General features: G+C 35.4%; 21 protein-coding genes. 2 read left to right on the plus strand and 19 right to left on the minus strand.

Annotation, left to right across the window (positions count from 1 at the left end):
* Positions 1-128 precede the first annotated feature (128 nt).
* The 13 genes from ACN0U3_RS11785 to ACN0U3_RS11845 form a co-directional block, all read right to left on the minus strand.
* The gene (locus ACN0U3_RS11785; protein WP_417266378.1) at positions 129-578 is read right to left on the minus strand and encodes a CPCC family cysteine-rich protein; all 450 of its coding nucleotides are present in this window, start codon (positions 576-578) and stop codon (positions 129-131) included.
* 3 nt (positions 579-581) lie between these two features.
* The gene (locus ACN0U3_RS11790) at positions 582-827 is read right to left on the minus strand and encodes a hypothetical protein (protein ID WP_417266379.1); all 246 of its coding nucleotides are present in this window, start codon (positions 825-827) and stop codon (positions 582-584) included.
* Positions 828-924: 97 nt separating this feature from the next.
* Positions 925-1,410: a hypothetical protein gene (locus ACN0U3_RS11795; RefSeq protein ID WP_417266380.1), complete on the minus strand. Its 486-nt coding sequence runs from the start codon at positions 1,408-1,410 to the stop codon at positions 925-927.
* A gap of 932 nt (positions 1,411-2,342) precedes the next feature.
* The gene (locus tag ACN0U3_RS11800) at positions 2,343-4,361 is read right to left on the minus strand and encodes a copper-translocating P-type ATPase (RefSeq protein ID WP_417266381.1); all 2,019 of its coding nucleotides are present in this window, start codon (positions 4,359-4,361) and stop codon (positions 2,343-2,345) included.
* 41 nt (positions 4,362-4,402) lie between these two features.
* Complete coding sequence (locus ACN0U3_RS11805; protein WP_417266382.1) at positions 4,403-5,254, minus strand: ATP cone domain-containing protein; 852 nt, start codon at positions 5,252-5,254, stop codon at positions 4,403-4,405.
* Positions 5,251-6,075 carry a universal stress protein gene (locus ACN0U3_RS11810; RefSeq protein ID WP_417266383.1) on the minus strand — a complete coding sequence of 275 codons (825 nt, stop codon included), beginning with the start codon at positions 6,073-6,075 and terminating at the stop codon, positions 5,251-5,253. Before ACN0U3_RS11810 ends, ACN0U3_RS11805 begins: the two co-directional genes overlap by 4 nt.
* Positions 6,076-6,187: 112 nt before the next feature.
* Positions 6,188-6,757, minus strand: coding sequence for an AraC family transcriptional regulator (locus tag ACN0U3_RS11815; RefSeq protein ID WP_417266384.1), 570 nt, complete (start codon positions 6,755-6,757; stop codon positions 6,188-6,190).
* 4 nt (positions 6,758-6,761) lie between these two features.
* Entirely contained in the window at positions 6,762-7,205 is a 444-nt protein-coding gene (locus tag ACN0U3_RS11820; protein ID WP_417266385.1) for a heme-binding domain-containing protein, read from the minus strand.
* Between the two features lies 1 nt (position 7,206).
* Positions 7,207-7,797: a DUF3347 domain-containing protein gene (locus tag ACN0U3_RS11825; RefSeq protein WP_417266386.1), complete on the minus strand. Its 591-nt coding sequence runs from the start codon at positions 7,795-7,797 to the stop codon at positions 7,207-7,209.
* Positions 7,798-7,823: 26 nt separating this feature from the next.
* The gene (locus tag ACN0U3_RS11830; protein WP_417266387.1) at positions 7,824-9,578 is read right to left on the minus strand and encodes an efflux RND transporter periplasmic adaptor subunit; all 1,755 of its coding nucleotides are present in this window, start codon (positions 9,576-9,578) and stop codon (positions 7,824-7,826) included.
* A gap of 1 nt (position 9,579) precedes the next feature.
* A complete protein-coding gene (locus ACN0U3_RS11835) occupies positions 9,580-10,788 on the minus strand; it encodes a TolC family protein (protein ID WP_417266388.1) in 1,209 nt (402 codons plus the stop codon).
* Positions 10,785-14,582, minus strand: a complete 3,798-nt coding sequence (locus ACN0U3_RS11840; RefSeq protein ID WP_417266389.1) for an efflux RND transporter permease subunit — start codon at positions 14,580-14,582, stop codon at positions 10,785-10,787. The genes ACN0U3_RS11835 and ACN0U3_RS11840 overlap by 4 nt, the downstream gene beginning before the upstream one ends.
* 98 nt (positions 14,583-14,680) lie before the next feature.
* Positions 14,681-15,118: an HYC_CC_PP family protein gene (locus tag ACN0U3_RS11845; protein ID WP_417266390.1), complete on the minus strand. Its 438-nt coding sequence runs from the start codon at positions 15,116-15,118 to the stop codon at positions 14,681-14,683.
* 299 nt (positions 15,119-15,417) lie between these two features.
* On the opposite strand from ACN0U3_RS11845, the gene ACN0U3_RS11850 reads away from it, so the two are divergent.
* Positions 15,418-16,044, plus strand: a complete 627-nt coding sequence (locus ACN0U3_RS11850) for a carbonic anhydrase (protein WP_299207486.1) — start codon at positions 15,418-15,420, stop codon at positions 16,042-16,044.
* 126 nt (positions 16,045-16,170) lie between these two features.
* Positions 16,171-16,566 (plus strand): YccF domain-containing protein, encoded by a 396-nt coding sequence (locus ACN0U3_RS11855; protein WP_417266391.1) that lies wholly within the window; start codon positions 16,171-16,173, stop codon positions 16,564-16,566.
* A gap of 174 nt (positions 16,567-16,740) precedes the next feature.
* Here the strand turns inward: ACN0U3_RS11855 and ACN0U3_RS11860 are convergent, their stop codons facing one another.
* The 6 genes from ACN0U3_RS11860 to ACN0U3_RS11885 form a co-directional block, all read right to left on the minus strand.
* Positions 16,741-17,289: a hypothetical protein gene (locus ACN0U3_RS11860; protein WP_417266392.1), complete on the minus strand. Its 549-nt coding sequence runs from the start codon at positions 17,287-17,289 to the stop codon at positions 16,741-16,743.
* Between the two features lie 105 nt (positions 17,290-17,394).
* Positions 17,395-18,357, minus strand: a complete 963-nt coding sequence (locus ACN0U3_RS11865) for a phosphohydrolase (protein WP_417266393.1) — start codon at positions 18,355-18,357, stop codon at positions 17,395-17,397.
* Positions 18,358-18,475: 118 nt separating this feature from the next.
* Positions 18,476-19,639 (minus strand): hypothetical protein, encoded by a 1,164-nt coding sequence (locus ACN0U3_RS11870; protein ID WP_417266394.1) that lies wholly within the window; start codon positions 19,637-19,639, stop codon positions 18,476-18,478.
* 482 nt (positions 19,640-20,121) lie between these two features.
* Positions 20,122-21,081, minus strand: coding sequence for an HmuY family protein (locus ACN0U3_RS11875; RefSeq protein WP_417266395.1), 960 nt, complete (start codon positions 21,079-21,081; stop codon positions 20,122-20,124).
* Between the two features lie 12 nt (positions 21,082-21,093).
* Complete coding sequence (locus tag ACN0U3_RS11880) at positions 21,094-23,376, minus strand: TonB-dependent receptor (protein WP_417266396.1); 2,283 nt, start codon at positions 23,374-23,376, stop codon at positions 21,094-21,096.
* Positions 23,377-23,495: 119 nt separating this feature from the next.
* Positions 23,496-24,413 carry a DUF6607 family protein gene (locus ACN0U3_RS11885; RefSeq protein WP_417266397.1) on the minus strand — a complete coding sequence of 306 codons (918 nt, stop codon included), beginning with the start codon at positions 24,411-24,413 and terminating at the stop codon, positions 23,496-23,498.
* Between the last annotated feature and the right edge of the window lie 118 nt (positions 24,414-24,531).

The raw sequence follows: 24,531 nt of genomic DNA on the forward strand, positions 1-24,531 counted from the left end.
TGGTCTAAATTTATTCAGACCGTATCGACTGTATAACAAGAGCCGTATGAATCGAGAGGTTCACGTACGGTTCTGTGAGAGGTTTAGGGGTGAAACTCCCCTTTACCTACTCGACTATGCAACGTATTTTATTTATTTTTTATCAATTTGTCCCCTTCTTTCTCAAGTTGGTTAATCAAATTCTTGATTTCAGTTTCATCAAATTTTCCTTTTCCTTCAATGAGCTTATGAAACTTTCGAATTAGGCTTTTCGTCCGACTTTCTTTTGATTTCTCAATTTCAGAATAGAATGCGGATCGATATCTCGAAAGTGAATGTTTTCCATTAGGTCCACCTTTCACTTTGTCTTTAGTGTACTCATCCTGTCCATCGTCTTCCCAATAGCATATTCCACAAATTTCCCAAGAGTCTCTTTCTCCAAGCGAATAAAAGCCACAGACTGGACAAGTATTTGGTAGGTCAAGTTCTTGAACAAAGCTATGTCCTTTCATTCCTTCAATTTCAGGAAAGTGGTCACTAAAGAACTTTCGTCTTCTTTGAAGTTTATCTATTTCGATATTTAGTTTTTCTTGGTTCAATTCTTAATAGTCTTCGATAATGACTTGTTCAGTTACAGTTCCTAATTCGGAAATTAAGTTTCCATAAAGTTTAAAGTAGTCTCCACTCGTTTTTAGAAATAAGCCGTAGTCTTCTTTGAAAAGTGTCATTTCCATTGTCGAACCCTTGAATGTGAATGTGTTTCCGACCTTTTGAAATCCTTCTTTGGTAAGAAACTTCTCAAGTTCAACTGAGTCGCTTTTAAATTTTATGTATTGTGATAGTCCCAATGTCTTTCTTTATATGTTGCACAACGGTTCTGCGGTAGGAAATGTGGCGCTTCTCTCGAGTATAATCGTGCGCCATTTTTTTTACCGCATGTTATGGTTATTTTATTCTTTCAAAAGTTAAATTCTGTTCTTTAAAAATAATTGTTTTGAGGTCACCTTCTTTGGGAGTTCCAATTTGAGTTCTACATTTCATATTTTCTGATTCAATATTCCAGTAGCACCAGTCTTCGGACATTACATACTCCCATTTTCCTCTTTTACATGAAGATTCATTGTCTCCTGTAATTCTCCATGTGTAATCCGGATTAATGGTCAATTTGGCATTAGAACAGATATATTCACCCGCTATTAGCTTTTCATTTTGTGAGAATATTGAATTGTATCCGATCCAATTAAAGATCACAAATCCTAAACATAAACAACCCAAAACAATTTTTCCAATCATTGGTGCACTCAGTTTGTTCTGTTTAAATGTGTTTAATCCAGAATACAATAAAATCATACCTATTATTCCAACCAAGAATAAGAACAGAATTATAAATCCTGCAATTAATGGGAGCATATCAGGTCTTATTATTTGCATCTAGTTCTTCAGTTAACCATAACAATCGGCTTTCGACAATAGTCTATATCCGAACTGTATCCATTCCACCAAATATAACATTAATTTCAACACAAAACCTCAACTACAACAGGCCTTTTAAATTGATTGTAAAAAAAGTAAAATATTTAAACCTCTTCCTAATCGTAGAATTATACGTATAATAAACGTTTAATTCTACGCTTAATATTCCAACACGAAGCTTCGATTTCCACCCCGACGAAAACCGGTAGCTTTGTGAACTTCTTTTTGTTTTGCAAGGCAAGTGAATTTGTGTAGCGACCTTGTGAAGCTCCCACAAATTGCATTGACTGCCAAAAAGAAGGAATAAACTTTAGGTAGTAGGCGGAAAAGGTGGCAAAATAATAATCATTTGAGTTTAAATCAATCACATTTTTAAACTCTGCCTCGATTGGTCAACAATCTGTTGACTTATTTTAGAGTCACATCGTTTTTATATTTGAGTAACAAGTTGTTGTCTAATTTTTATGAGAGAGCAATATTCAAATTTATAACAGTGCATCTATAATCAACATTACACTAAAAAAAGTAAAAACCTTTTTGCCTGAAAGTATGTGCTTGCAGATCAATCGTTCATAAATCATCAACCTTCAAAAAGTTGATTCTTACGGAAAAAGCAATCTTACTATTGGTAAAAGTAAATTTACTGTGAGTGATACTTTTAGAAAAGGCTTCGGTAAGTCAAAGGTGAGGATGGTGTAAACATCGGATTTTAAGGGAGGAGTAACACCTTATTATATTGAAAAAACAATAGTTTCTAACTGAATAAGGTGTTTTGTTAATCAGGTAGCACCTTACTCCACAAGCTACAACACCTCACCACAATTCAATATTGCTGCTCTGCAATATGGGATTCTAACTTCTCTCGATTTAATGGAATTATTCCTCAATATCTACCCCCCAATCTTCCTCCTCAACAATTGCGCATTCAAGGCACAAACTATAGTACTCACGCTCATCAAAGCAGCTCCAAAAGCGGGACTTATCATTAGTCCTGGAATGAAACCTGTTGCTAAAGGCAAAGCGATAACATTGTATCCCGTAGCCCAAACTAAATTTTGAACCATTTTTTTGTAAGTCGCTTTTCCAAATAATATTAAATTAACAATGTCCTTCGGGTTACTGTCCATTAAGACGATGTCGGCAGTTTCTGCAGCAACATCAGTTCCAGAACCAATCGCAATTCCAACATCCGCTTGGGCAAGAGCAGGCGCGTCATTTACACCATCACCCACCATGGCAACAAATTCATTTCTCGCTTGAAGTTCTTTGATTTTCTCCAATTTTTGATCGGGGAGGACTTCTGACATATAATCGTCGAGTCCTAGTTTCTCAGCAACATCTTTAGCAACAATTTCATTATCTCCTGTGAGTAAAGAAGCTTTTATGTTATGATTATGTAGTGTTTGTATGGCATCAAAAGAACTTTCTCTAATTTCATCTGCAAAAGTGATGAAACCAATTAATTCTCCATCCACAAAAGTGAAGATTTTGGTTTCAATTCCTTCGTTTTCATCCTCATCTATCTTTTGATCCATTTGCTCTAACAACAAATATCCTCCTGCTTGCACTTCCTTTCCATTTACGATTCCACGAACACCAATTCCAGCATTATACTTGAAATCAGTAACAGAAGGAATTTCTAATTTATCTTCCTTTGCTTTTCGTGTTAAACCTTTAGAAATATGATGTTCGGATGGACTTTCTACTGCTGCGGCATAAGTTAATAGATCCGTTTCTGTATAGTCAGAATGAAGCGAAACCATACGAGTAATTTCATGCGAACCTTTGGTTAAAGTTCCTGTTTTGTCAAAAACGATGGTTGTGATTTTTCGAGACGCTTCAAAAGCAGTTCGATTGCGAATCAATAATCCGTTTCTTGCAGAAACACTTGTAGATATGGAAGCAACGAGTGGAATCGCTAGTCCTAAGGCGTGCGGACAACAAATAACCATCACAGTCACCATACGTTCCATTGAAAAAGCAACTGTTTCACCCAGTGCCAACCACGTGAAAAAAGTTCCAAAACCTAAGACCAAAGCTATAACTGTTAACCATTTAGCAGCTACATCTGCAAGTCGCTGTGTTTTTGACTTTTGCTTTTGAGCAGTTTGTACCATATTGATCACCTTGGAGAGATAACCTCCTTCTCCGATTCCTTTCACACGGACTTTCACCACACCATTTCCATTGATGGCACCACCAATTACTTCATCATTGACCGTTTTAGTAACAGGTTTACTTTCCCCTGTTAACATACTTTCATTGAGGTCACTTTCTCCTTCAACAATTACTCCATCGGCAGGTACTTTCTCACCCGGTCGAATTAAAATTATATCGTCTTCTTTTAAATCACCAATACTTACTTTACGTGTTTGGTTACCGTCAACCAAGTTAGCTTCATTGGGCATCAATTCTGCTAAGGCTTCCAAAGCTTTACTTGCACCAAGTATAGAGCGCATCTCAAGCCAATGTCCGATTAACATTACGTCGATAAGTGTAGCTAATTCCCAAAAGAAGGTATGGCCTTCAAACCCGAAAACAACCGCAACACTATAGAAGTAAGCAGCAGAAATAGCGACCGCAATAAGGGTCATCATTCCAATGGATTTGCTTTTTAATTCACTTGCTAAACCAGTTAGAAATGGCCAACCACCATAAAAGTAAACAATACTCGATAGACCGAAAAGCACATAATTACTTCCAGAGAAGTCCCATTCTACTCCAAGTATTCCTTGAATCATTGGAGATAAGGCCAAAATAGGAAGAGTTAAAATCAAAGAGATCCAAAACCTTCGTTTAAAATCTTGTATCATCATTTTGTGATGATCGTGTTTCATTTCTCCATGACCAGAATGATCCATTTTTGAATGGTCCATTTTCTCGTGATTGTGATGTTCGTGTTGTTTCATAATTGAAATCTTTATAATTTATGATTAGTAATCACTGTGTATTAATCTTCGCTTTTACATAATTCTTCCGAATCTTTTAAAATATTTTTATGTCTTTTTTGATGAATTCCTATTTCTGTTAATAAAGAAGGGGTTGCATGAAGTTCTCTACAGAGTACTATCCCTTTATCCAGCAATTTGGTTTTCTCTGCTTTTGTAAGGTTTGTAAGCGCAGTTAAAGGATGTAATCCTAATCTATCCACTCTGTCTTTTAATCCGTTATTATTTGGGTAATCCCAACTCGTCATTAACAATCCCGCACAATTACCATATTGAAGTGCATCTGTTGTAAAGCGTGTATTTGTGTAGAGTCCTCCTTTATGGATTTTGTTTTCATGACCATTTAATTTTTTCCAACTGATTTCTACATCTAAGAATCTAGAATGAATATAAAGCGGAGTTTTTACATTACAAAATCTACCTTGGCTGCTGTGATACTTACATTCAATCATGTGATGTTGATTGTCTTTTTGTGCAATCACATCTATTTCGTGTTGAACGCAATTGCCTTGTTCAATTACACCAACTTCAGTTTCATAGCCTTCATGTGCTAGGATTTTTCCCACAAATCTTTCAAAAGGAAAACCCGAAGGTCCCAATTCCATAAGTGCTTTCTTAAGTTTGTATTTTGAGGCACTGACACTAGATTTACCTTTTAGCATTTTAAAAGCCAATTGGTAAATCTTTTTTGTGGTCATTCCTTCTTCAATTTGATCTTCTATTTTATGGGCAATATCCTGAATAATATTCTCAGCTGCATTGGTGCGCCTTAGAGAATTCATGAGTTTATTGACATCAAAAGGAACGACATCATTATTGTATTTTACGATATTTATTTGTGTCGTGGATTTCATAAATGAAATGTAATAACGGGAATATCTGAATTGTTGATTACACTTTCAGTTATACTTGGTGAGATTAATTTCTTCAACCCTGACTTCCCATGGGTAGCTAAAACAATAACATCAATTTCATTTTTTTGAGAAAAGTTGATTATTCCTCTTTCTTCGTTCAATGCATTAATGATATTTATTGGATAAGCACCTTTTGGATAAGGTTTTAAAAACGTGTCGATATTTTCATTAGCAGCATCTGTTTCCTTAAAGTTATGCGGAGTGTTTACATTTAATAGATGAACTTTAGCATTGAGTACGTTTGCTAATTCTGTTACTGTTTTGAAATGTTTTTCAGCCGATTTCTCAAATGTTGAAGCGAAAAGAATGTTCTTTATTTTAAAGTCATCAAATTTTCCTTTCACAATTAATACTGGTACAGATGAATTTCTAATTACACGTTGTGTATTTGAACCTAAAACACCCTTGTAGCCTTTAGAACCATTTGAACCCATTACTATAAAATCGTGGTGATGATGCTGAGTATGCAAATCAATTTCTTCACGACCTTTATCAAAAACTAGAAAAACTTTGGCTATTAACCCCATTTTCTCAGCTTTCCTTTTGAGTTTGCTTAATTCACTTTTTGCATAACCGATCTTTTTCTTGGTCTCATGAAAATTATCCTCTTCTTCTTTTGGAAGTTCAACCCAATCTACTGGAGTCATGAGCAAGTGAAGGAAATGAATTTCTGCATTTGCTTTTTTTGCCATTTCTAAGGCAAGCTCTGATGCAATTTGAGCACATTTCGAAAAGTCTGTGGGTACAAGTATATTTTTCATTTTATTTACTTTTATAATTTATAATAGTTCAAGCTATCTGTTACTAAATCGTTGCTAAACAAATATATAATAGTATTAACTTTATTGTTTACCATTTTACATTTAATGAATATCATATTTTGTCTATGGGAATGCGCTTACTCTTCTCATGGTTTTTGTATTCAGATAAATTAATTCCAGTAACATTTTTAAACTGTCGAGATAATGCAGAAGAGTTTTGATAACCTAATTTGTAGGCTATATCAGAAAAGTTTAATTCATCATTTTCAATTAATTCTTTTGCTCGCTCAACTTTTAATAAGATGCTATATTGACGAATCGTTTTGTTGAATGTTTTTGAAAATAATTTGCTTAAGGAATCATAATTTAAATCTATTCTCTTGGTGATATATTCAGATAACTTTAGCTGAAGATCAGAAGACCAAACGTATTCAATAATTATCCTTTTAACTTCCTCTGCAAGAATATCTTCACTATTACCAATGATTTCAAATTCATTGTTTTTTATGATCTCTTCGATTTTTGAATTACTGACTTTCTTTGGATTGTAGCGTAATACAATTTTTCCAAGAGAGATGTCAATGATTTTGACGTCTAATTCTTTAAATTCAGTTGTTAATACTTTTAAGCAACGACTGCAAAGCATTCCTTTAACATTAAATTCTTTTGTTATGACATCCATCTTTCTATAAATTAGTAATCCATTCTTCAATCAGCTTCTTTTCATTCGCTGTTAATTTGGCATCATTGTGCATTAGTGTATAGGAGGAAAGTGGCATTTCACCATCTTTAACTTGGTTCTGTATAGAGAATAGTTTATTTCTTTTTTTTCTATCTGAATAGTTTCCAAACTCACTAAAATTCAATTCTTCTTTTCCCTCGCGAACATGTTTGTCCATTAACATTCTCATTGGCTGAATTTTACTGTATAAAGGATAGTTAGTATGGTTGCTGTGACAATCATAACAGGAGGTTTCAAGAATTGATAATACATTATCTGGAATAGCATACACTTTTCGTATATCAGTGTACGGTGTGATTTCTTGTTGATTAGTACTGGCTGGGATAAATTGTATCCCAACCAGCAGTATCAATAAGCTATATATTATCCATTTAATATAAGACTTCATTTTATTTGATTTCACCATTTATTTTTCCACACTTTGGCATACTTTGTCCCATGTAAGGGTTTTCAACTTCATTTTTATTTGTTACCCAAATAGCGCCTTTGTTATTATTTGCCATCGGACAATAAGCTTCGTAAACCTTTTGGTCTGTTCCAACAATCTCTATTAAATCTTTAATGTCTACACTAAGCAAAACTAGATGTTCACGTTGATGGTGAATATCGCCAGCGTTTTCAGTAATATGTTCAGCATGTTCAATTGAACTATTCATGATCTCATCAACTTCTTTGTATTCTTTGTTTGAAAGCTGATCACCTTGAAAGTCTTTTAATGCATTTGATAACTTCTCACTTGATTTTGCTGCGTCGTCGGCAGAATCATTTGTAAGGTTTTCTGACATTTCGAAATAGCTATTGAGTATTGAAGAAAGGTTGTCCTTTTTCGTTACTTCTTCTGTCTGTGTAGAAGAATTCACTTGCTCTGTAGTTTCTGTTGGTTTTTCAGTAGGTGTAGAATCACTACCTGCACAACTTGTGAGTATGAAAAAGCCTCCTGCCATTAATACTGACATTACTTTTAAATTTACTTTTTTCATTTTATTTATTTTTGATTATTAATTAACTATTTAATTACTTGTTTTACCTCACCACATTTCAACATCGCTGCTCCATAATATGGATTCTTAATTTCTGATTCTAAACTTAACCAATCTGCACCTTTGTCGTTGTTTACCATAGGGCAATGTTCAATATAAATAGCTTTGTCCATAGCTCCAAAAGTTTTCAAAAGGAGAATCATTTCTTCAGAGATTTGTTCAAAGAAAATCCTTAGCTTTTGAATGTCCTTTGTTGCTGCGGCATTTTTCAATTGACTTTTTAGTTGGTCATTTCTTTTCATCCAAAAGTCATGTGCATCGCCTGTAAAGACTTTCATATCAACTTGATTTAGTGTTTCAAACATTTGCTTTGCACTTGAAATTCCAGGATTGAAATCGTCATTGACTAAGTTGTCTTTTAATGTAAAATACGCTTCAAAAAGTGGAGACAAGGCATCTTTTTCCTTTTGACCGATGGACATTTCTTCCATTGTCATAGTTTCAGAATGAGAAGCTCCTCCATGATTATGACCTGAAACAGGAACTCCTCCTTCTGGACTCATCATACTTGGCTTACCCGCTAATTGTGCTGCGGCATCTATACTGAATGTTCCATTTGTTGCAATTTCTTCACCGACTTCTAATCCTTCTTTAATAAGGTATCCGTCACCCAATGAAGGTCCTAAAGTGACCATTTTCATCAAGAAACTGACCTTGTCCGAAGTTGTGTTTTTTACGTAAACAACAGAACGTTCTCCTGTCCACATTACGGCAGATTTTGGAACGACAATCACCTCTTCGTTCACCTCCAGTTGACTTTCGATTATCCCTTGAACGAACATATCTGGCTTTAATCTTTGTCCAGGATTTTTAAGAATAACTCTGGCCGAAGCAACTCGTGTATTAGAATTAATCACAGGATCGATAAAGGATATTTCTCCTTTGAATTTCTCGTTGGAAAGTGCACGAACGGTGAATTCTACTTTATCACCTTGTTTAATCCAAGGAATATCGCTTTCGTAAACGTCGAACAGTACCCAAACCGTATTGATGTCAGCTATTTCATACAACGATTGTCCTTTTTGAATGTAATCCCCAAGGTTGATTCTCTTGTCGGTAACAACTCCAGAAACGTCTGCTAGAATTGGGAATTGTTCTTGAATTTCTCCATTTGCAAGGATCTTATTGATTTGATTTTCTGTTAACTTCCAATTCTTTAGTTTTTCTTTAGCGGCACTAAATAAAGAAGGTTGGGATTCCTTTATTTTATGCGCTTCAAACAACTCTTCTTGTGCTGCAACTAATTCCGGAGAATAGATGTAAGCCAAAACTTGTCCTTTTTGAATAGTTTCCCCAGTAAAGTTTACTGTCAGTTTTTCAATTCTCCCTGGAATGTGTGAGGATTGAGAATAAACATTGCGTTCATCTGTTTTCACTTTTCCATTCATCCGCACTTCCTTGACCGGTTTCTGTTTGGTCACAATTGAAGTTTGTACATTCGCCAATTGCATAGCCGTTGGAGACATTCGAATTTCTAAAGGATTTCCATCATCGTTAGAATCCGTGCTCAAAGGAATTAAATCCATTCCACACAAAGGACAAGCTCCGGGTTCATTTGCTCGAATTTGAGGATGCATGGAACACGTCCAAATGGTGTCTTCAGTATGATCGTGGGCTTCTGCCTGACCTGACTTAGCTGCTGATCCAAAAATCATCCAACCCAATAATAAACCTAAAACAAGAGTGGCGATCGCGATATATATTGTCTTTCTATTTTTCATTTTATTCTGATTTTGCTGTTAAATAATCTAGTTTTGCCAAAGCAATAAAGAAATTCTTTGTCGCTGTAGCTTCTGCGATTTGGTAGTTGATTAATTCTTGTTGCATGCGTAAAATCTCGACAAAATCTTCCCCTGAATTGCTGTATTCTTTTTCGAGTAGGGTGATGATCTGTTTTGATTTTTCAATTTGCCTTTCGTAGAGAAGCAATTGTTCTTTTGCACTCTTCAATTCATAGAAAGTCAGCTCGTAACTTGAAATCAAAGTATTTTCAACATCACTTTTGTAATGCTCAATTGCTTCTTGCTTCAACTGTGATTCTTTCGCAAAAGCTTTATATTTTTTTCTGTAAATCGGAAGGGTGACGCTAATCATTGGCATAATCATATTTCTGCCGTCGGGCATAAATCCGTAATCCAAACCTACTCCAAATCCTGGTAAACCTTCTTTCTTCGCCAGTACTTCCGAAGCCTGTGCGGATTGGTGTTTTAGGTCCAGCGAATGCAAAGTCGGATTACTCACCAAAAGACTGTCTCTTCTGTAATTCAGCGGAATTTCTACCAATTCAATTGACTCTACCATTTCAATTTCGGAATTATCTTCCCTGTTGAGCAAGCGATTAAACTGAACCGTTAAAGGTTTGATTTTATCTTCCAACAATTTGATTTTCGTATCTGTATCTTCAATCTGCAGATCTACTCGAATAACATCTGACATGCTGTTTTTTCCTACCTTGAATCCTGTCGTAGCGAGTTGTTTGTAACTCTCCAGAACCTTTCGGTTTTCCTTATGAAGTTCAATTTCACGGTGGACTTCATACAAAGGATACCAAGCCGATTTCACTTTCATAAACAGCTCATTTCGCGCATCGATAAATTCATGATACATAGCTTCTGACTGAAGTTCATAAACACTTCCTGAAGTTTTTAGCGTTCCAAACCATGGAATCGTTTGTCGAATGCCAATACTTGCTTTTTCAGTTCCTGGATGTGGCGTCGAGGGACTAATTAAATAGCCGAAAGAAATGCTCGGATTTGGAAGGGAATTCACTTGCGCAACCCTTTGCACTGAAGCTTCGAAGTCTGCATATTTCGCTTTTAGAAGCGGATTGTTCTCTGCGGCTTCTGTTAGATATTGATCCAAAGACTGAGCACTTCCATTAGCGCTTATTCCTATAACCAAAGCCAATAAGATGTTTATATAATTTCTCATTTCGTTTCTTTTTTAAATTTACGTTCCTCTTTCCAGTAGTATAAAACTGGAACAATAAAATAGGTAATCGAAGCCAATAGCATTCCACCAAAAGCGGGGATTGCCATGGGAATCATGATGTCGGCTCCTCTTCCTGTTGAGGTTAAAATCGGGAGTAAAGCAATAATGGTCGTTGCTGAAGTCATTATTGCAGGTTTGATCCTACGCTGTCCAGCAATCACTACCGCTTCTTTAATTTCAGGTAAAGTAGTGGTTTTGTGTTTCTTAAAACTTTGATCGAGGTAAGTTCCCATTAAAACTCCATCATCGGTAGCAATACCAAACAAGGCAATGAAACCAACCCAAACAGCGACACTCATGTTCACGGCTTTCATTTGGAAGAGTTCCCTCATGTTCATTCCGAAGAAGTTAAAATTCAAGAACCAATCTTGTCCGTAGAACCAAAGAATAATGAATCCACCACTGAATGCCATGGCAATTCCTGTGAAAATCATCAGGGAAGTACTTACCGATCTAAATTGGAAGTAAAGAATGAGGAAAATCACCACAAGCACCAGTGGAACAATGATCGCCAAACGTTCTTCAGCCCTCACTTGATTTTCATAATTTCCAGAGAATTCATAATTCACTCCGCTTGGAACGATTAATTCACCATTATCGATTTTGTCTTTAATAAAACGCTGTGCATCTTCCACAACATCTACTTCCGCAACGCCATCTTTTTTGTCGAAGAGTACAAAACCTACGAGAAAGGTATTTTCACTTTTTATCATTTGTGGACCTCGAACATATTCAATATCCACCAATTCAATCAATGGAACTTGAACTCCCGTTGGAGTGGGTACAAATACTTTCTCCAGCTGACTAGGATCATCGCGGAGTTCTCGTGGATAGCGTACACGCACAGGAAATCTTTTACGTCCTTCTACAGTTGACGTAATTTCCATTCCACCAACAGCCGTTTCCAAGGTTTGTTGCACATCTTCAATATTCAATCCATACCTGGAAATAGCAACTCTATCAATATCGAAATGTAAATAAGGTTTACCTACAATTCTGTCCGCAAATACAGCTTCTTTCTTTACGGTGGGTACTTCCTTTAAAATTGATTCTAACTCCATTCCGAAATCTTCAATTGTTTCGAGATCCGGACCAAAAACTTTGATTCCCATTGGTGCTCTCATTCCCGTTTGAAGCATCACTAATCGTGTTTCAATCGGTTGAAGTTTTGGTGCAGAAGTTACTCCTGGAATATTTGTCACTTTAATTATTTCATCCCAAATATCATCTGGAGAACGAATGTTCTCTCTCCAATTTCGGAAATACTGTCCTGAATCGTCTGAAATTAAGTCTTCTCGGCCAATATTTTTATGAATTGCTTCTTCAGTACTGAGTGTATCGCCATTTTTTAGAATAAAGTTATTGTCCTCATCTACTTTAAAGCGTTCACGGTGACCTTTTTTGTTGAGAATGTATTCAGATTTGTAATTAATTACGTTTTCATACATCGAAATAGGAGCAGGGTCTAACGCAGACTCAACCCTTCCCATTTTCCCCACTGACAATTCAACTTCTGGAATATTAGCCAAAAGCATATCCAATTGTTGAATTACTTGTTTGTTTTGCTCAATTCCTGCATGAGGCATCGAGGTCGGCATCAATAAAAAGCTTCCTTCATCTAAGGATGGCATAAATTCCTTTCCTAATCCAGGCAAAGAATGGTTGAGTCCAGACCAAACTGAAGTCGTTCGAATATTCACCCCAATTTTGTCAAATCCAGTGGCAACAAAGCCAAACATAGTGTTAAATCCTAACCAGGCTGTTGAACCAAAAAGAATTACAAAAGTGGGAATCAATAAAAACTTGACTTTGTTGTCTAAACACCAGTTTAAAATGTGGGTATAGTATTTTTCCAATAGATAAAATGCCCCCAAAATGAGACTCACAATAACTCCTACAAATAAGAAATTCATTAAAAGAGAATTGCTTGGACCTAGTGGCATCCAATATTTGGCTAACAACCAAACTACAGAAACCACGGTGATATATACCGTAAGGTTTTTGGAGATTCGATTTTGTTTGCTGTACTCGGTGATAAACCAAGATATTCCAAAAGCCAACAAAGTTAAACCGCCCCACAAACTCATCCACATAGCAACAAATAACCCACCTACAATTAGCAGTGTATTGAGTACAATTCCTTTGGTGTTTTTCTTGATGTTAATTTTAAAAACTAAATGAGCAAGGGTGGGAAGAATAATCAAAACCACAATTAATGAAGCAATAAGAGCAAAGGTTTTGGTAAACGCCAAAGGTCGAAATAACTTTCCTTCTGCTGCTTGCATAGTGAAAACAGGAATAAAACTTACGATTGTTGTGGTTACCGCTGTCAAAATAGCTGAACTTACTTCTGCCACTCCATTATAGACCGTATCAATTAGTTTTTGGCTTTTGGGAGATTCTTTAATATGTTTTATGACGTTTTCAGAGAGAATAATTCCCAAATCGACCATGGTTCCAATGGCAATTGCAATTCCCGATAAGGCTACAATATTGGCATCGACATTGAAATAGCGCATGGCAATAAAAACCATCAAGATGGCAACAGGAAGCAAACTTGAAATAAGAATGGAAGCGCGTAAATTGAGTACCATCACCACAACGACTAAAACCACAATCAATAATTCGAGTGACAATGCTTCTTCCAAGGTTCCAATGGTTTCATTGATGAGTTCCGTTCGGTCATAGAAAGGCACAATAGTCAATTGACTTTCTGTTCCATCGGCTAAGGTTTTCTTGGGTAATCCACTGGCAATTTCATCTGCTTTATCTTTAATATTATTGATGACTTGTAAAGGATTAGCTCCGTATCTTGCCACAGCAACACCACCTACAACTTCAGCACCGTCTTTATCTAATAATCCACGTCGGGTAGAAGGTCCCAAGTTTACCACCGCAATGTCTTTGATTCTAATGGGAACATTGTCATTTACCGTAACCACAGCTTTTTCGATATCCTCGATACTTTCCACATATCCAAGACCTCTTACCAAGTACTCCGCTTTATTGATTTCAATGGTTTTGGCTCCAATATCTCGATTTGATTTCTTTACAGCATTCATCACATCATAAAGTGGGATATCATAAGTTTTCAAGGCATCGGGATCTACATCGATTTGATATTCTTGAACATAACCTCCAATGGAAGCCACTTCAGAAACTCCTTCCACCGCATTAAGGTTGTATTTCACAAAGAAATCTTGTACCGTTCTGATTTCATGCAAATCCCAACCGCCAGTTGGATTCCCATCTTTGTCACGTCCTTCTAGTGTGTACCAATATACTTGTCCCAACGCCGTAGCATCAGGTCCCAGAGCAGGTTGAACATCATCAGGAAGTAAATTTGAAGGAAGCGAATTCAGCTTCTCAATTATTCTCGATCTTGACCAATAGAATTCAACATCTTCATCGAAAATAATATAGATGCTACTGAATCCGAATATGGAAGAGCTCCGAATCGACTTTACTCCTGGAATTCCCAGTAAAGAAGTCGTTAAAGGATAAGTAATTTGATCCTCGATATCTTGAGGAGATCTTCCCATCCATTCGGTAAAAACAATTTGTTGATTTTCTCCAATATCTGGAATAGCATCAACGGCTACAGGATCTGAGGGCAAGAACCCAATGTTCCAACTGAAAGGAGAAGTGACCAAACCCCATCCTATAAATAAAACTAATATCAAAAAGGTTACTAACTTGTTTTCAAGAAAGTACCGAATAACTTTATTCAACATAACAAATAATTAAAAATGAAAAATATATTCATTGAGGAATGCGAAAAACATCCTCTTCTTTCAATCTAGATCAGATGAAAGTTTAATCTTTTGTTATTCTAAATGATGAATACTTGATGCAAGACAGAAATATCTCGATCAAGACTAGGGGGGCGATAAGATTCAAATGAAGGTTTGTCTTTTTTCAAAAACAAGTTGTTGCTTACAAAAGAGTAAGCAAATGCCATCACAAATTTAAAGTCTAAATGTGGAATTGAAGTAACTTGACTTTGATTATAGTCAATGTCTGCAGCAATTGAAGTGTATTCGTTTTCGCAACATCCTTTCTTTTGAATGGATTCTTTGTGTTCGTTATAGTCAACATTTGCGCAGTCTTCCATTTCTGATGGAGTCATACCGCAACTTATATCTGAATGAACCAAACTAAAGGCAGATTCTACCGCTTCATCTCCGCAATAATGCGTAATGTGCGTTAGTCCAAGGTTTAAAACGAGGATAACGAGCATCAGTGATATGGATAAAATTCTTTTTAGCATTGCTGATAATAATAACAAACATAAGTAAAAAAAGTTGAGAAACGGAGAAGAAATCTGTTAAAATTTTGATTTTAAGGAGCTAACTTTCTTTATTGCTAAATATATTCTGATTACATGCTATTTATACCCTAACATTTACCTTAGACTTTTTCGATACTTATCATTCTATTAGAATGCGTAAAGATAAAACTAGATATTTTTATCATCAACAGTTTTTATTGCAATTTACTTAGGATTTCACTGAAAACGATTTATTTTTGTTTCATATTTAAAAAATCTACAAGATAAAAATTACGCGTATGGATATTGAACAAATTTTCAAGAACAATAGAAGTTGGGTACAGAAAAAATTAAACCTGGATGCTCAGTATTTTGAGAACTTATCAAAAGGTCAAAATCCAGAGATTCTTTACATAGGATGTTCAGACAGTAGAGTTACAGCAGAGGAGTTAATGGGAGTAGACCCAGGAGATGCTTTTGTTCATAGGAATATTGCCAACATGGTTCCAAACACAGACTTAAGCGCAATGTCAGTTATAGATTATGCGGTAAAACACCTTGAGGTTAAATTAATTGTGGTTTGTGGACATTACTATTGTGGAGGAGTTAAAGCGGCCATGCAACCGGCAGATTTAGGATTGTTGAATCCTTGGTTGAGAAACATTAGAGATGTTTACAGAATCCATGAAAAAGAATTAAACGCCATCGAGAACGAAGAGGAAAGGTATAAGCGTTTGGTTGAATTGAATGTTCAGGAGCAATGTATCAACGTAATTAAAACTGCTGCAGTTCAAAAAGCTTCTAAAGTCAGAGAAATAGCTGTTCACGGTTGGGTTTTTGATATTCATTCGGGTAAATTAATCGATCTAAATATTGATTTTGATAGCATCTTGAAAGAAATCAAAGAGATTTATCGTTTGGGATAGAATTGTACGAGGTTTTCAATATTGTTCGCAGTATTGTTATTAATGATTTTTCATTAAAAATGATTAAATCAAATAAGGATTGTCTAACTTTAGTGTAAATAAAAGTTAGACTTAAGCCTTTATTACATGAATTTTATAGGAAATCTTATTTGGGTAATCTTTGGAGGACTTGCTATTGCTATAGAATATCTTATTTCAAGTCTATTGCTTTTTGTAAGCATTATTGGAATTCCTTTCGGTTTACAAACTTTAAAATTGGCAGGTTTAGCTATATGGCCATTTGGTAGAGAAACGCGAGTGATTGAAAATTCAAACTCAGGTTTATCTATAACCATGAATGTAATTTGGTTCTTGGTGGGAGGAGTTTGGATCTTTTTATCCCATTTTGTTCTGGGAATCATCTTTGCTATTTCGATGGTAGGTATTCCATGGGCAAGACAACATTTTAAAATGGCGAAGCTGGCCTTAAAACCTTTCGGAAGGGAAATTGTTGAAGGTGGAGGAATATCTAAAATGGTATAAGGAAGATTTGTGTTTATTGATCGGAAAGTAATGAGGAGTTCTGAGTTGAATTACTATTTTATATAGAAAGAATTAATAATTGCAAACAACTTTTTGAAAATAGAAAATTCCTTTATTCTACTAAATCAGTCCAAAGTCACGAAAAAAGCGCTAAACTTTCCTCCAATAGTTATCTCAATTCATTTTTGCTTGTTCCCAAATTGTTTCAGAAGCTTTCAATTTCCGTCCTTCTTCAAACCCAAGAAACTCATCATTTCCATGTTTTTCTGACCAAAACCCTGTTAAAATTGAATCGTTGATCAGTTTGTAAACGACAACACCTTTGTAGGTTTTACCTGCATTTTCTACTTCGCCTTCGTAAGAGAAATTAATGACGAGCGTATCACCATGATAAAATCCACTTCCTTGCTGTACCTGCTCTCCACTGATGACCCATTCTGCATTTACTCTGATCTCACTAACTTTTGAAATATGGAGAAAACCAAAATAACGACCTTGTCTTTCATCCTGATTCAACCCAATAATGTTGTAAGACCCTTCAAACGCTACTGCGTTTTTAGAAGAATTAGCAGTTTTTAATTCATTGGCCAACGCTTCTCTTTTTTCTATTTCAGCTTGAATGGTTTGCACTTCTTCGCTAGAGAAAGAGTTGGTGTTTTGCAATGCTTTTTTAGAATGGGCTAGCCATTGGGTTAATTCAGCTTTGAAAGAGGAGTTGTTCATTGTTTTGGTGTTTCTTTAATCTTTTTCTTTTGGAGTTAAGTTTTGGTGGTTCTGATTTGTTTTGTTGGAGTGTTTATTAGGATAGCGGAGAGAATATGCGGCGTTTTAATGCAGTTTAGGTTTTGTTAGCTGTTTTTTCAAATAACTCTTTAATTGATTGATTTCCTTTTCTTCAAGTCTTACTTCAAGAAGCTTATCAAAGATTTCTTCTGCTACTTGCCTTTCTTTCTGGGATGAATTTGGTTCAGTTTTTAAATATGTACCTAGCATACCATCGTATTCAAGATGAAGAGAAATTCCTTTATAGGTGAATCTGTAATATCCACTATCAAACCAACCTGGATAATAATTAATTTTGTGTACGTCTTTAGTGTGGTCAAGTATTTCAACAGATTTGTAGAAAAACTCACTTAAATCACCATCCCATTCTAAATATTGCACATATTCTCCATTTTCTCGTTCTGATTTATAGTTTCTTTTAACTAGTGAGTCTAATTCAGCTTGAAGGTTATCCAATGCCTGTTTTTCATTCAATTTGTAGAAATACTCTGACTTAAATAATCTTCCAGTATCCATGAGCTGTTTCAGTGCCTGAATTCTTCCATTATCAAACAGGTAACTCGGATATGTGATGTATTCGTATCTGATTTTTTGTGAATACTTTTTATAATGTTCAGAGTTGGTTCCTAGAATTGACAAGTCTGCATCAGTAAATATATTAATGTTGTTGTTTTCTGATTCAGAATGTTTTTTAGTAGCAATAATAGCCTCATAAACAGTTTTAATCAGCTGCTCCGAAGCCCTCATTAATTTTAAATGATTTGAGCTAAATTCAGCACTTTTCTCCTCGTTATTGTTTGCTGTAGGATTATAAATTACGTCATGATAAAAAACAGCTATATTAACCAGATTAAAATCATCAATCAAATGACTTGCTCGCTCCAATTCCGAAAACAAATCTTTAAGATGTTCAAGATTATGATAGTACCTTCCTTCACTCTCATAGGCATGAATGATTTCATCAAAACACTTAGAAATAATAAACTCATCAGATGTTATGTTCAGCATTGTATCAAAGTATATGTCTCTTAAAGTCTTCATCCAATTACAGCTAACGTTAATGCTAAAAATACGTAAAAACGGTTAGGTGGGTTGGTTTATTGTTTCTAGCTGATGTTAGTAGCATTTATTCCTTATAATTTAAAAATTTCGCAACTTCGTTATCAATAAAAGAATTTGGTTTCCAACCTTTTATCATTTTATCCAATAAAAAAGTGTCACCAAGACTTAAACCGATTCCGATTAATGTCCCAAGACCTCCTGAAGCAGCAATATCTGACAAGATACCGGCACCAGTAAAAAATGTCCACCTAAAGCCTTTGGCAGGAAGCTTGTCAACCCAACTTTCTTTTGAAACTGCATTGTAATATTCAGTCAGAATATCTTTATCTCCATCAAAATTATTCAACCAACTCTTAAATTTATCGGCTTTTTCAAGTAACCTCATAAATTCAGTGAGACTGCGTTCATTGCTATTTATTGCATTTCGAATAGGTTTTCCATTTGGCAAATATAATTTTGAGAAATTATTTAAGGAAGTTCTGTTTTTTGACGATCTCGTGAGAATATCATTAACCTTATATTCTAAAAGTAAGGTGTTAATATTACTAGTCGAGATATCAGAACCAAATTCAGTTGCAATATTAGCATCCGCTCTAGTATCCAATACATTACCTAGAATAGTTATATTATCGAATGCCCTTTGACCTTCTTTACTTTCAATAAACTCAGTGTTTAGATTAGTTTTTAACAGAATTCCACCATTAATTTTTTTTAAATCGAACTCGACAAGTTCCGACTCTATTTTGCCATTGACAATATACTCATTAGCGGAATAAGCAATGGCTCTTTTCATATAAACGTTATCTTCAAAGTCGGCTAGAACATGTTGCATTACTTCTGCTTTGTTTTCAAAAGGTGAAGAATTATCTATGATTTTAGAAGTTAAACGTCGTCCATATCCTCTTCTACCAGTAGTCTTGACAATCATTCTTTCTAACCGTTCAAACTGTGATAAGTGGGCTGAATTACTTGTTAGAACAATATTATTCCAGTCAGGTATGATTTTGCTATTACCAAAAGCAAAAACATTATCTGAAATATACACATTCAAGCCCTCTGTTTTCATCAAATCAATGAAGGAATACACCTGATTTGAATTTATTAATTTTATGAAAAAACCAAAATTACAAATTAAATTCACCCTTTCATAGAAAAGCATACATTCCGCAACTTGACCTAAGTCAGTAGGCAAATGGTTACTTGATTTTATTGTAATCTCTTTTAACATAATGGTCAATTGCTACTAACAATCAGCTAATCGTATTACGATTAGCCAACTTATACATTTTCATTCAAATTTAACAACAATTTCCTTTTATCAGCTGCAAACCGCTATGTTCTTGATTGAATCAAAAGGTAATAAGCGTTTGTAAGGGTATAATTAGAGGTGTAATTCTACGGCTAAAAACCAAAATCCGAAGCTTCGATTCCCATCCCGACGGAAACCGGCAGCTTTGTGAAGTTGGTTTGTTGGAAACAAGCTAGTTTGTGGAGCGACCTTGTGAAGCTCCCGAAAAAAGCATTGTTTGCCAAAAACAACAAGCGAATTATAGGTAGCAGGCGGAAAAGGTGGCCAAATAAAAAATAGACTTCAGAATTTACCTTAGCTGTTTCTGCTTAGTAAATCACCAGGTTTTCTATGCCTTATGATTTAGATGTTTTATTTAAAATGCTCAGTTTTTCAGTATATTAAAAGAGGTAAGGAAGCTTTTACAACTCCACAAACTCCCAAACAGGATTCCCTTTTTCGCCTGTCTCTGAATAGAAATCGATAAATCTTAACTTGAAGTAAATTCCTTCATGATCTTGAATAACATAAGAGATGTTGGTGTTGATTTCATAATTGTTTCCGACCAATGTTTTCCAACTAAATCCAATGGTATTGGTGTTTTCGGAGAGGGCTAGGGTGGAAGCATAGGCCAAATCAATATCATCGAAGTCAACTGCTGTGATCATTTTTACTTTGGTGTCTATTCGATTGGTAATGCAACCTGTTACTAAATAGGGGGTTTCAACGGGTTCATAAAATTGATGAATGTATTGCGTGAAAACGAGGTCCCAGTCTTTGGTTTTTGGAGAGACTTCTCTTTCTGCATTGTCAAGCATGCTGTAGTAGGTGAAATTGTATTCCACTTTTTTGGATAGCGTCACGGAGGTTGATGTTGTAGAGGCAATGCTTGCGAATTCAAAAGTGTAAGTAGTAGGCGTAACATCGAGGACTTTCAGTTTATAAAAACCAATAGGTGAGCCTGCTGCAGAATATCCCATGTCGATAATACGAACAAAACCATCTTGCCAATTCCCGATTCCTGTTGAATCTAAGTTTCCTGTAGCATTATCGAATTTTGGGTTTGTGATATAGCCATTCTCACTGGTAATGTCTGCAAGATTTGTTTTGTCTGTGCTGTATACCATCATGTTTCTCGCCGTATTGATGATTACCCGACTCCCATTTTCTCCTGCCTCAAAACCAATGTCCCAAATGTCTTTTGAGTTTTTACCTGTCATTTGGTTGGTCGATAGATCAAAGTAGGCTTGATGTTCATATTTTGAGCCTATACTTACTTGATTGGAAATAATATCTCCAGCCTCTCTTTTAGGAACTGGACGTTCTTCTTTTAAACAAGAAGTCAATAAAATAGTGCTGATAAAAAGTATTGTTAATCTCATCTCTCTATAATTTTATTTTGAATTAAGTCGAAGTCGAATTCCTAAATGATAAACTCTTCCCATACCTATGCTCACACTTCCAGAGCTAACAGCATGAGCTCCTTCGCCACTTGCAGAACCTGTGATTGAAGTCACATCAAACAGGTTTTTAACTCCTGCTGTAAACTTCAATCTTTTGTTCCACACAAATTTGGAAATTGTTAAATCTGTCATGTGATAATCGTCGATTTGTGTTTCGTACAATTCTCCCTCTTCATTGGTTCTGATATTGGGTAAAACTCCTGTGTACTTATAAAATACAGCGGTCTGAATTCCTGCTTTTTTCCAGTTGTATTGGAGGTTAAATTTGACCTCTGGCGAAAATAAAAAGTTGATCGATTTCGAATCATCCGCTTTTAAATCATTGTACCTTCCAATGTAGCCCAACCCAATTCCTGTTGTAATGTCTTTGTAATTGATATTACTTTCTACTTGTAATCCGGTAGTTGTATATCTGTCTAAATTGAAGTAAGAATATTCTGTGGCTGAGGATTGTGCTAAGGTGATCAACTGGTGAATGTCGTTGTAAAATAAAACCACTTTATTTTTCAGTTTCAACTTTTTTAAGCGAACATTTTGATGTATAGAAAGGTTGAAATGATTGGCATATTCTGCTTCTAGATTTGGGTTCCCTACGATATTGTGGTTAATATCTACAAAAACATAATGTAATTCTTTAATGGAGGGGGAGCGGAATCCTCGGGCGTAGGAAGCACGTAAACTCATTTGCTGCTTTTCACGTTCAAAGAAATCATATTTGATATTAATTGAAGGAGTCACAGGCGATTTATATTCTGAATTGTAGCCATATCGAATTCCAGGACGAATAATCAAAGACTTGAATGGAGAATATTCTGCAGTGGCGTAAAGTGCATAATCTCCAATGGATTGTTGTTGGTCTAAAATTCGTTCTCCATTGGCAATTTCGTAAAGAATATCGTAACCAATTTCGTAATTAATTTTGCTGTTGACTTTGGTTTGAATGAACCTTCCTCGCGCAATAAAACTGTGGTAAGATGAAGTGTCGTGATCATTAGGGTTCCCTGAAATTACGTCGCTTATTTCTGTTAAGTCACGAATTTGCGTGTTTTTTTGTCTGAAATAGCCATTGTAAGCCGCAATAAATGAAAGACGGTAGTTGTTTTTAAAACGGTATTGAAAATTAGCACGTTGATTTATTCGTGTGGTTTTATAATAATCATCATAGGCTGTTTGTTGATAAGGTGGACGAGGCATTCCACGATTGATTATATTTTCATTAAAAAGTTGTCCGCTATAATTGAACAAGGTGTTTTTTCTATTGTAACGGTAATTCATTCCACCAAAAACTTGTTCTTTCGGATTCCATTGCATCACACGTGAACTATCAGCAATTGGATGAGGATCAAAATGAAACGCTTTATGAGAAGGGTCCCAACCATCAAAAAAGTGACGACCACCTTCTAATCGAATTTGATGTTTTTTAAGCTGCCAACCCAATGAAACTGTATTGTTCACTTTTCCGCTGCTTTCAAAATAGTTATTTGAATTTACTTCAAACCTTCGGGCTTGATTCTTCTTTGTAATGATATTTATGGTTCCTGCCAAAGCATCCGTTCCATAACTAACAGAAAGTGGACCTTCAACAATTTCAATGCGTTCAATGCTTTCCAATGGAATTTGAGATAAATCGATATTTCCGTTTAATCTTCCGGTTAAAGGAACACCATCGACAAGAATTTTTACGTTTTCCCCACCAATTCCTTGCAATTGCATACTGCTGCCCAAGATGTTGTCTTCCCCCAATCGAACATTTAATTCGTTAGTCAGTACATCTTTTAAGTCTTGTGCCGCCATGGCTTCAATTTTCTGACGATCAATAACCTTAATGTTGTGTACTGCTTTTTCAACTACTTGTGATTTGTATTGAGCGGTAATGGCTACCTCTTCAAACTCTTTAACGGAAGAAGCTAAAGCAATTGTGGTGTCTTTTGAAATAACTAAATTCTCCAATCGCTTCGTTTCATAACTTGCAAATGAAATGGTCATGCTCAACTTTTTATTGATTAAAGTTTCATTGACTTTAAATTCCCCATTGATTTGCGTACTGTAGTGATGAGTTTGACCATTCAAATGAATGTCAATTCGAGCACCAGGTAAGGGCTGACTATCTTCAAGCGAAATCACCGTAATGGTTTGACCACTAACAAAGGTGCTTAAACACAATAGTAAAATAGATGTAAAGAAGATGTTTTTAAAATTCGCTTTTGTATTCATTGTTTTTCTTTTGATAGTCAACCCTTATTGGTTTTTGAGTTTGATATTGAGTTATTTTCTTTTCTAACACAGAAAGTTTAGACAACATCAATATTTACTATTTCTGAATTATGAATTGATTATTTCTGATTGAGGTAAGCGTTGATTACAGATTGAATTTCCTTTTTTGCTGCTGCTTGATCATATTGTTCTCCTTTGAATTGCTCTCCAAGACCAAACAAGTGTTCATACATCAACTTTTTGTCTACTTTTCTTTCGAATTTCATCGTTTTATTTGCAGCAATTGTTTTTCCCCATACTGTTCGAACATCTGCCCAGAACCTGTGGTGTTCTTTCCACCAATCGATTGCTGGTTGACAATTGTAGTCGCCACGGGTGAAGATCTCATGCCCTTTTTCCCAAGTGATTAAATGGTCATCTCCATTTTCGTCTCGGTAAATTTTCTCATTGTCTTGCTCTAGCCACCAACCGTTTTCTGTAAGTTCCATGCGACTGTGACGTTTGGTAACGTTGTAGTCTTGTCTTACTGTTAATTCTCGTCTTGGTAATGGTGCATCTGCTACAGATTCCCAGTAGTGCTTTCCGTCGACATGAACCCAAGTTCCGTATCCTTCATAACGAGGACTATCATCGACTTGAAAAACTTTTTGCGTCCAAGTTCCTTTGGCTTCTTTCTTAGAAATTTCGTTGTTGTTCCAAGTTCTGTCTTTGTCATACATTAGAATCGTTTGATTTTCATACAACCAATCTTGTCGCCAATGCTTTACGATAAACGTGTCGTTGACCACTAAAATATGCTGTAGAGAAATGAAGTCTGGCTCGTTTTCTATGGCAAAAACATATTCAATTCCGTGAGAAGAATAATTATCATATTTCACATATCCTGTATCTGGAGAGAAAGTCTCTGCAAAATCGAAAGTGACCTTATAGCAACCTTCCATTGCTAAAATCGATTTTCTGTCTTGTTCTTTTTTATCCTTTTGAGCAAAGGCAATTGTGCTTGTAAAAGCTAAGGCGATAAAGAGTAATTTTTTCATAACTTATTTTTTGTCTATTATTTATTTTTTAATGTTTGTTTTTCGAGAATTTCGTAAATCTTGTGCTTTTGAAAAGCTCAACTTTTAACTAGTAATAATTTCTATCTAAGTGCTTGTA

Source organism: Brumimicrobium sp., assembly GCF_048268645.1.
Lineage (GTDB): Bacteria > Bacteroidota > Bacteroidia > Flavobacteriales_D > Crocinitomicaceae > Brumimicrobium > Brumimicrobium ulvae.

Bases quoted from the DNA above. Each gene is read 5' to 3' on its own strand.
- ACN0U3_RS11795 (WP_417266380.1), bottom strand. From the start codon at position 1,410: ATGCAAATAATAAGACCTGATATGCTCCCATTAATTGCAGGATTTATA.
- ACN0U3_RS11800 (WP_417266381.1), bottom strand. From the start codon at position 4,361: ATGAAACAACACGAACATCACAATCACGAGAAAATGGACCATTCAAAA.
- ACN0U3_RS11805 (WP_417266382.1), bottom strand. From the start codon at position 5,254: ATGAAATCCACGACACAAATAAATATCGTAAAATACAATAATGATGTC.
- ACN0U3_RS11810 (WP_417266383.1), bottom strand. From the start codon at position 6,075: ATGAAAAATATACTTGTACCCACAGACTTTTCGAAATGTGCTCAAATT.
- ACN0U3_RS11815 (WP_417266384.1), bottom strand. From the start codon at position 6,757: ATGGATGTCATAACAAAAGAATTTAATGTTAAAGGAATGCTTTGCAGT.
- ACN0U3_RS11820 (WP_417266385.1), bottom strand. From the start codon at position 7,205: ATGAAGTCTTATATTAAATGGATAATATATAGCTTATTGATACTGCTG.
- ACN0U3_RS11825 (WP_417266386.1), bottom strand. From the start codon at position 7,797: ATGAAAAAAGTAAATTTAAAAGTAATGTCAGTATTAATGGCAGGAGGC.
- ACN0U3_RS11830 (WP_417266387.1), bottom strand. From the start codon at position 9,578: ATGAAAAATAGAAAGACAATATATATCGCGATCGCCACTCTTGTTTTA.
- ACN0U3_RS11835 (WP_417266388.1), bottom strand. From the start codon at position 10,788: ATGAGAAATTATATAAACATCTTATTGGCTTTGGTTATAGGAATAAGC.
- ACN0U3_RS11840 (WP_417266389.1), bottom strand. From the start codon at position 14,582: ATGTTGAATAAAGTTATTCGGTACTTTCTTGAAAACAAGTTAGTAACC.
- ACN0U3_RS11845 (WP_417266390.1), bottom strand. From the start codon at position 15,118: ATGCTAAAAAGAATTTTATCCATATCACTGATGCTCGTTATCCTCGTT.
- ACN0U3_RS11850 (WP_299207486.1), top strand. From the start codon at position 15,418: ATGGATATTGAACAAATTTTCAAGAACAATAGAAGTTGGGTACAGAAA.
- ACN0U3_RS11855 (WP_417266391.1), top strand. From the start codon at position 16,171: ATGAATTTTATAGGAAATCTTATTTGGGTAATCTTTGGAGGACTTGCT.
- ACN0U3_RS11860 (WP_417266392.1), bottom strand. From the start codon at position 17,289: ATGAACAACTCCTCTTTCAAAGCTGAATTAACCCAATGGCTAGCCCAT.
- ACN0U3_RS11865 (WP_417266393.1), bottom strand. From the start codon at position 18,357: ATGCTGAACATAACATCTGATGAGTTTATTATTTCTAAGTGTTTTGAT.
- ACN0U3_RS11870 (WP_417266394.1), bottom strand. From the start codon at position 19,639: ATGTTAAAAGAGATTACAATAAAATCAAGTAACCATTTGCCTACTGAC.
- ACN0U3_RS11875 (WP_417266395.1), bottom strand. From the start codon at position 21,081: ATGAGATTAACAATACTTTTTATCAGCACTATTTTATTGACTTCTTGT.
- ACN0U3_RS11880 (WP_417266396.1), bottom strand. From the start codon at position 23,376: ATGAATACAAAAGCGAATTTTAAAAACATCTTCTTTACATCTATTTTA.
- ACN0U3_RS11885 (WP_417266397.1), bottom strand. From the start codon at position 24,413: ATGAAAAAATTACTCTTTATCGCCTTAGCTTTTACAAGCACAATTGCC.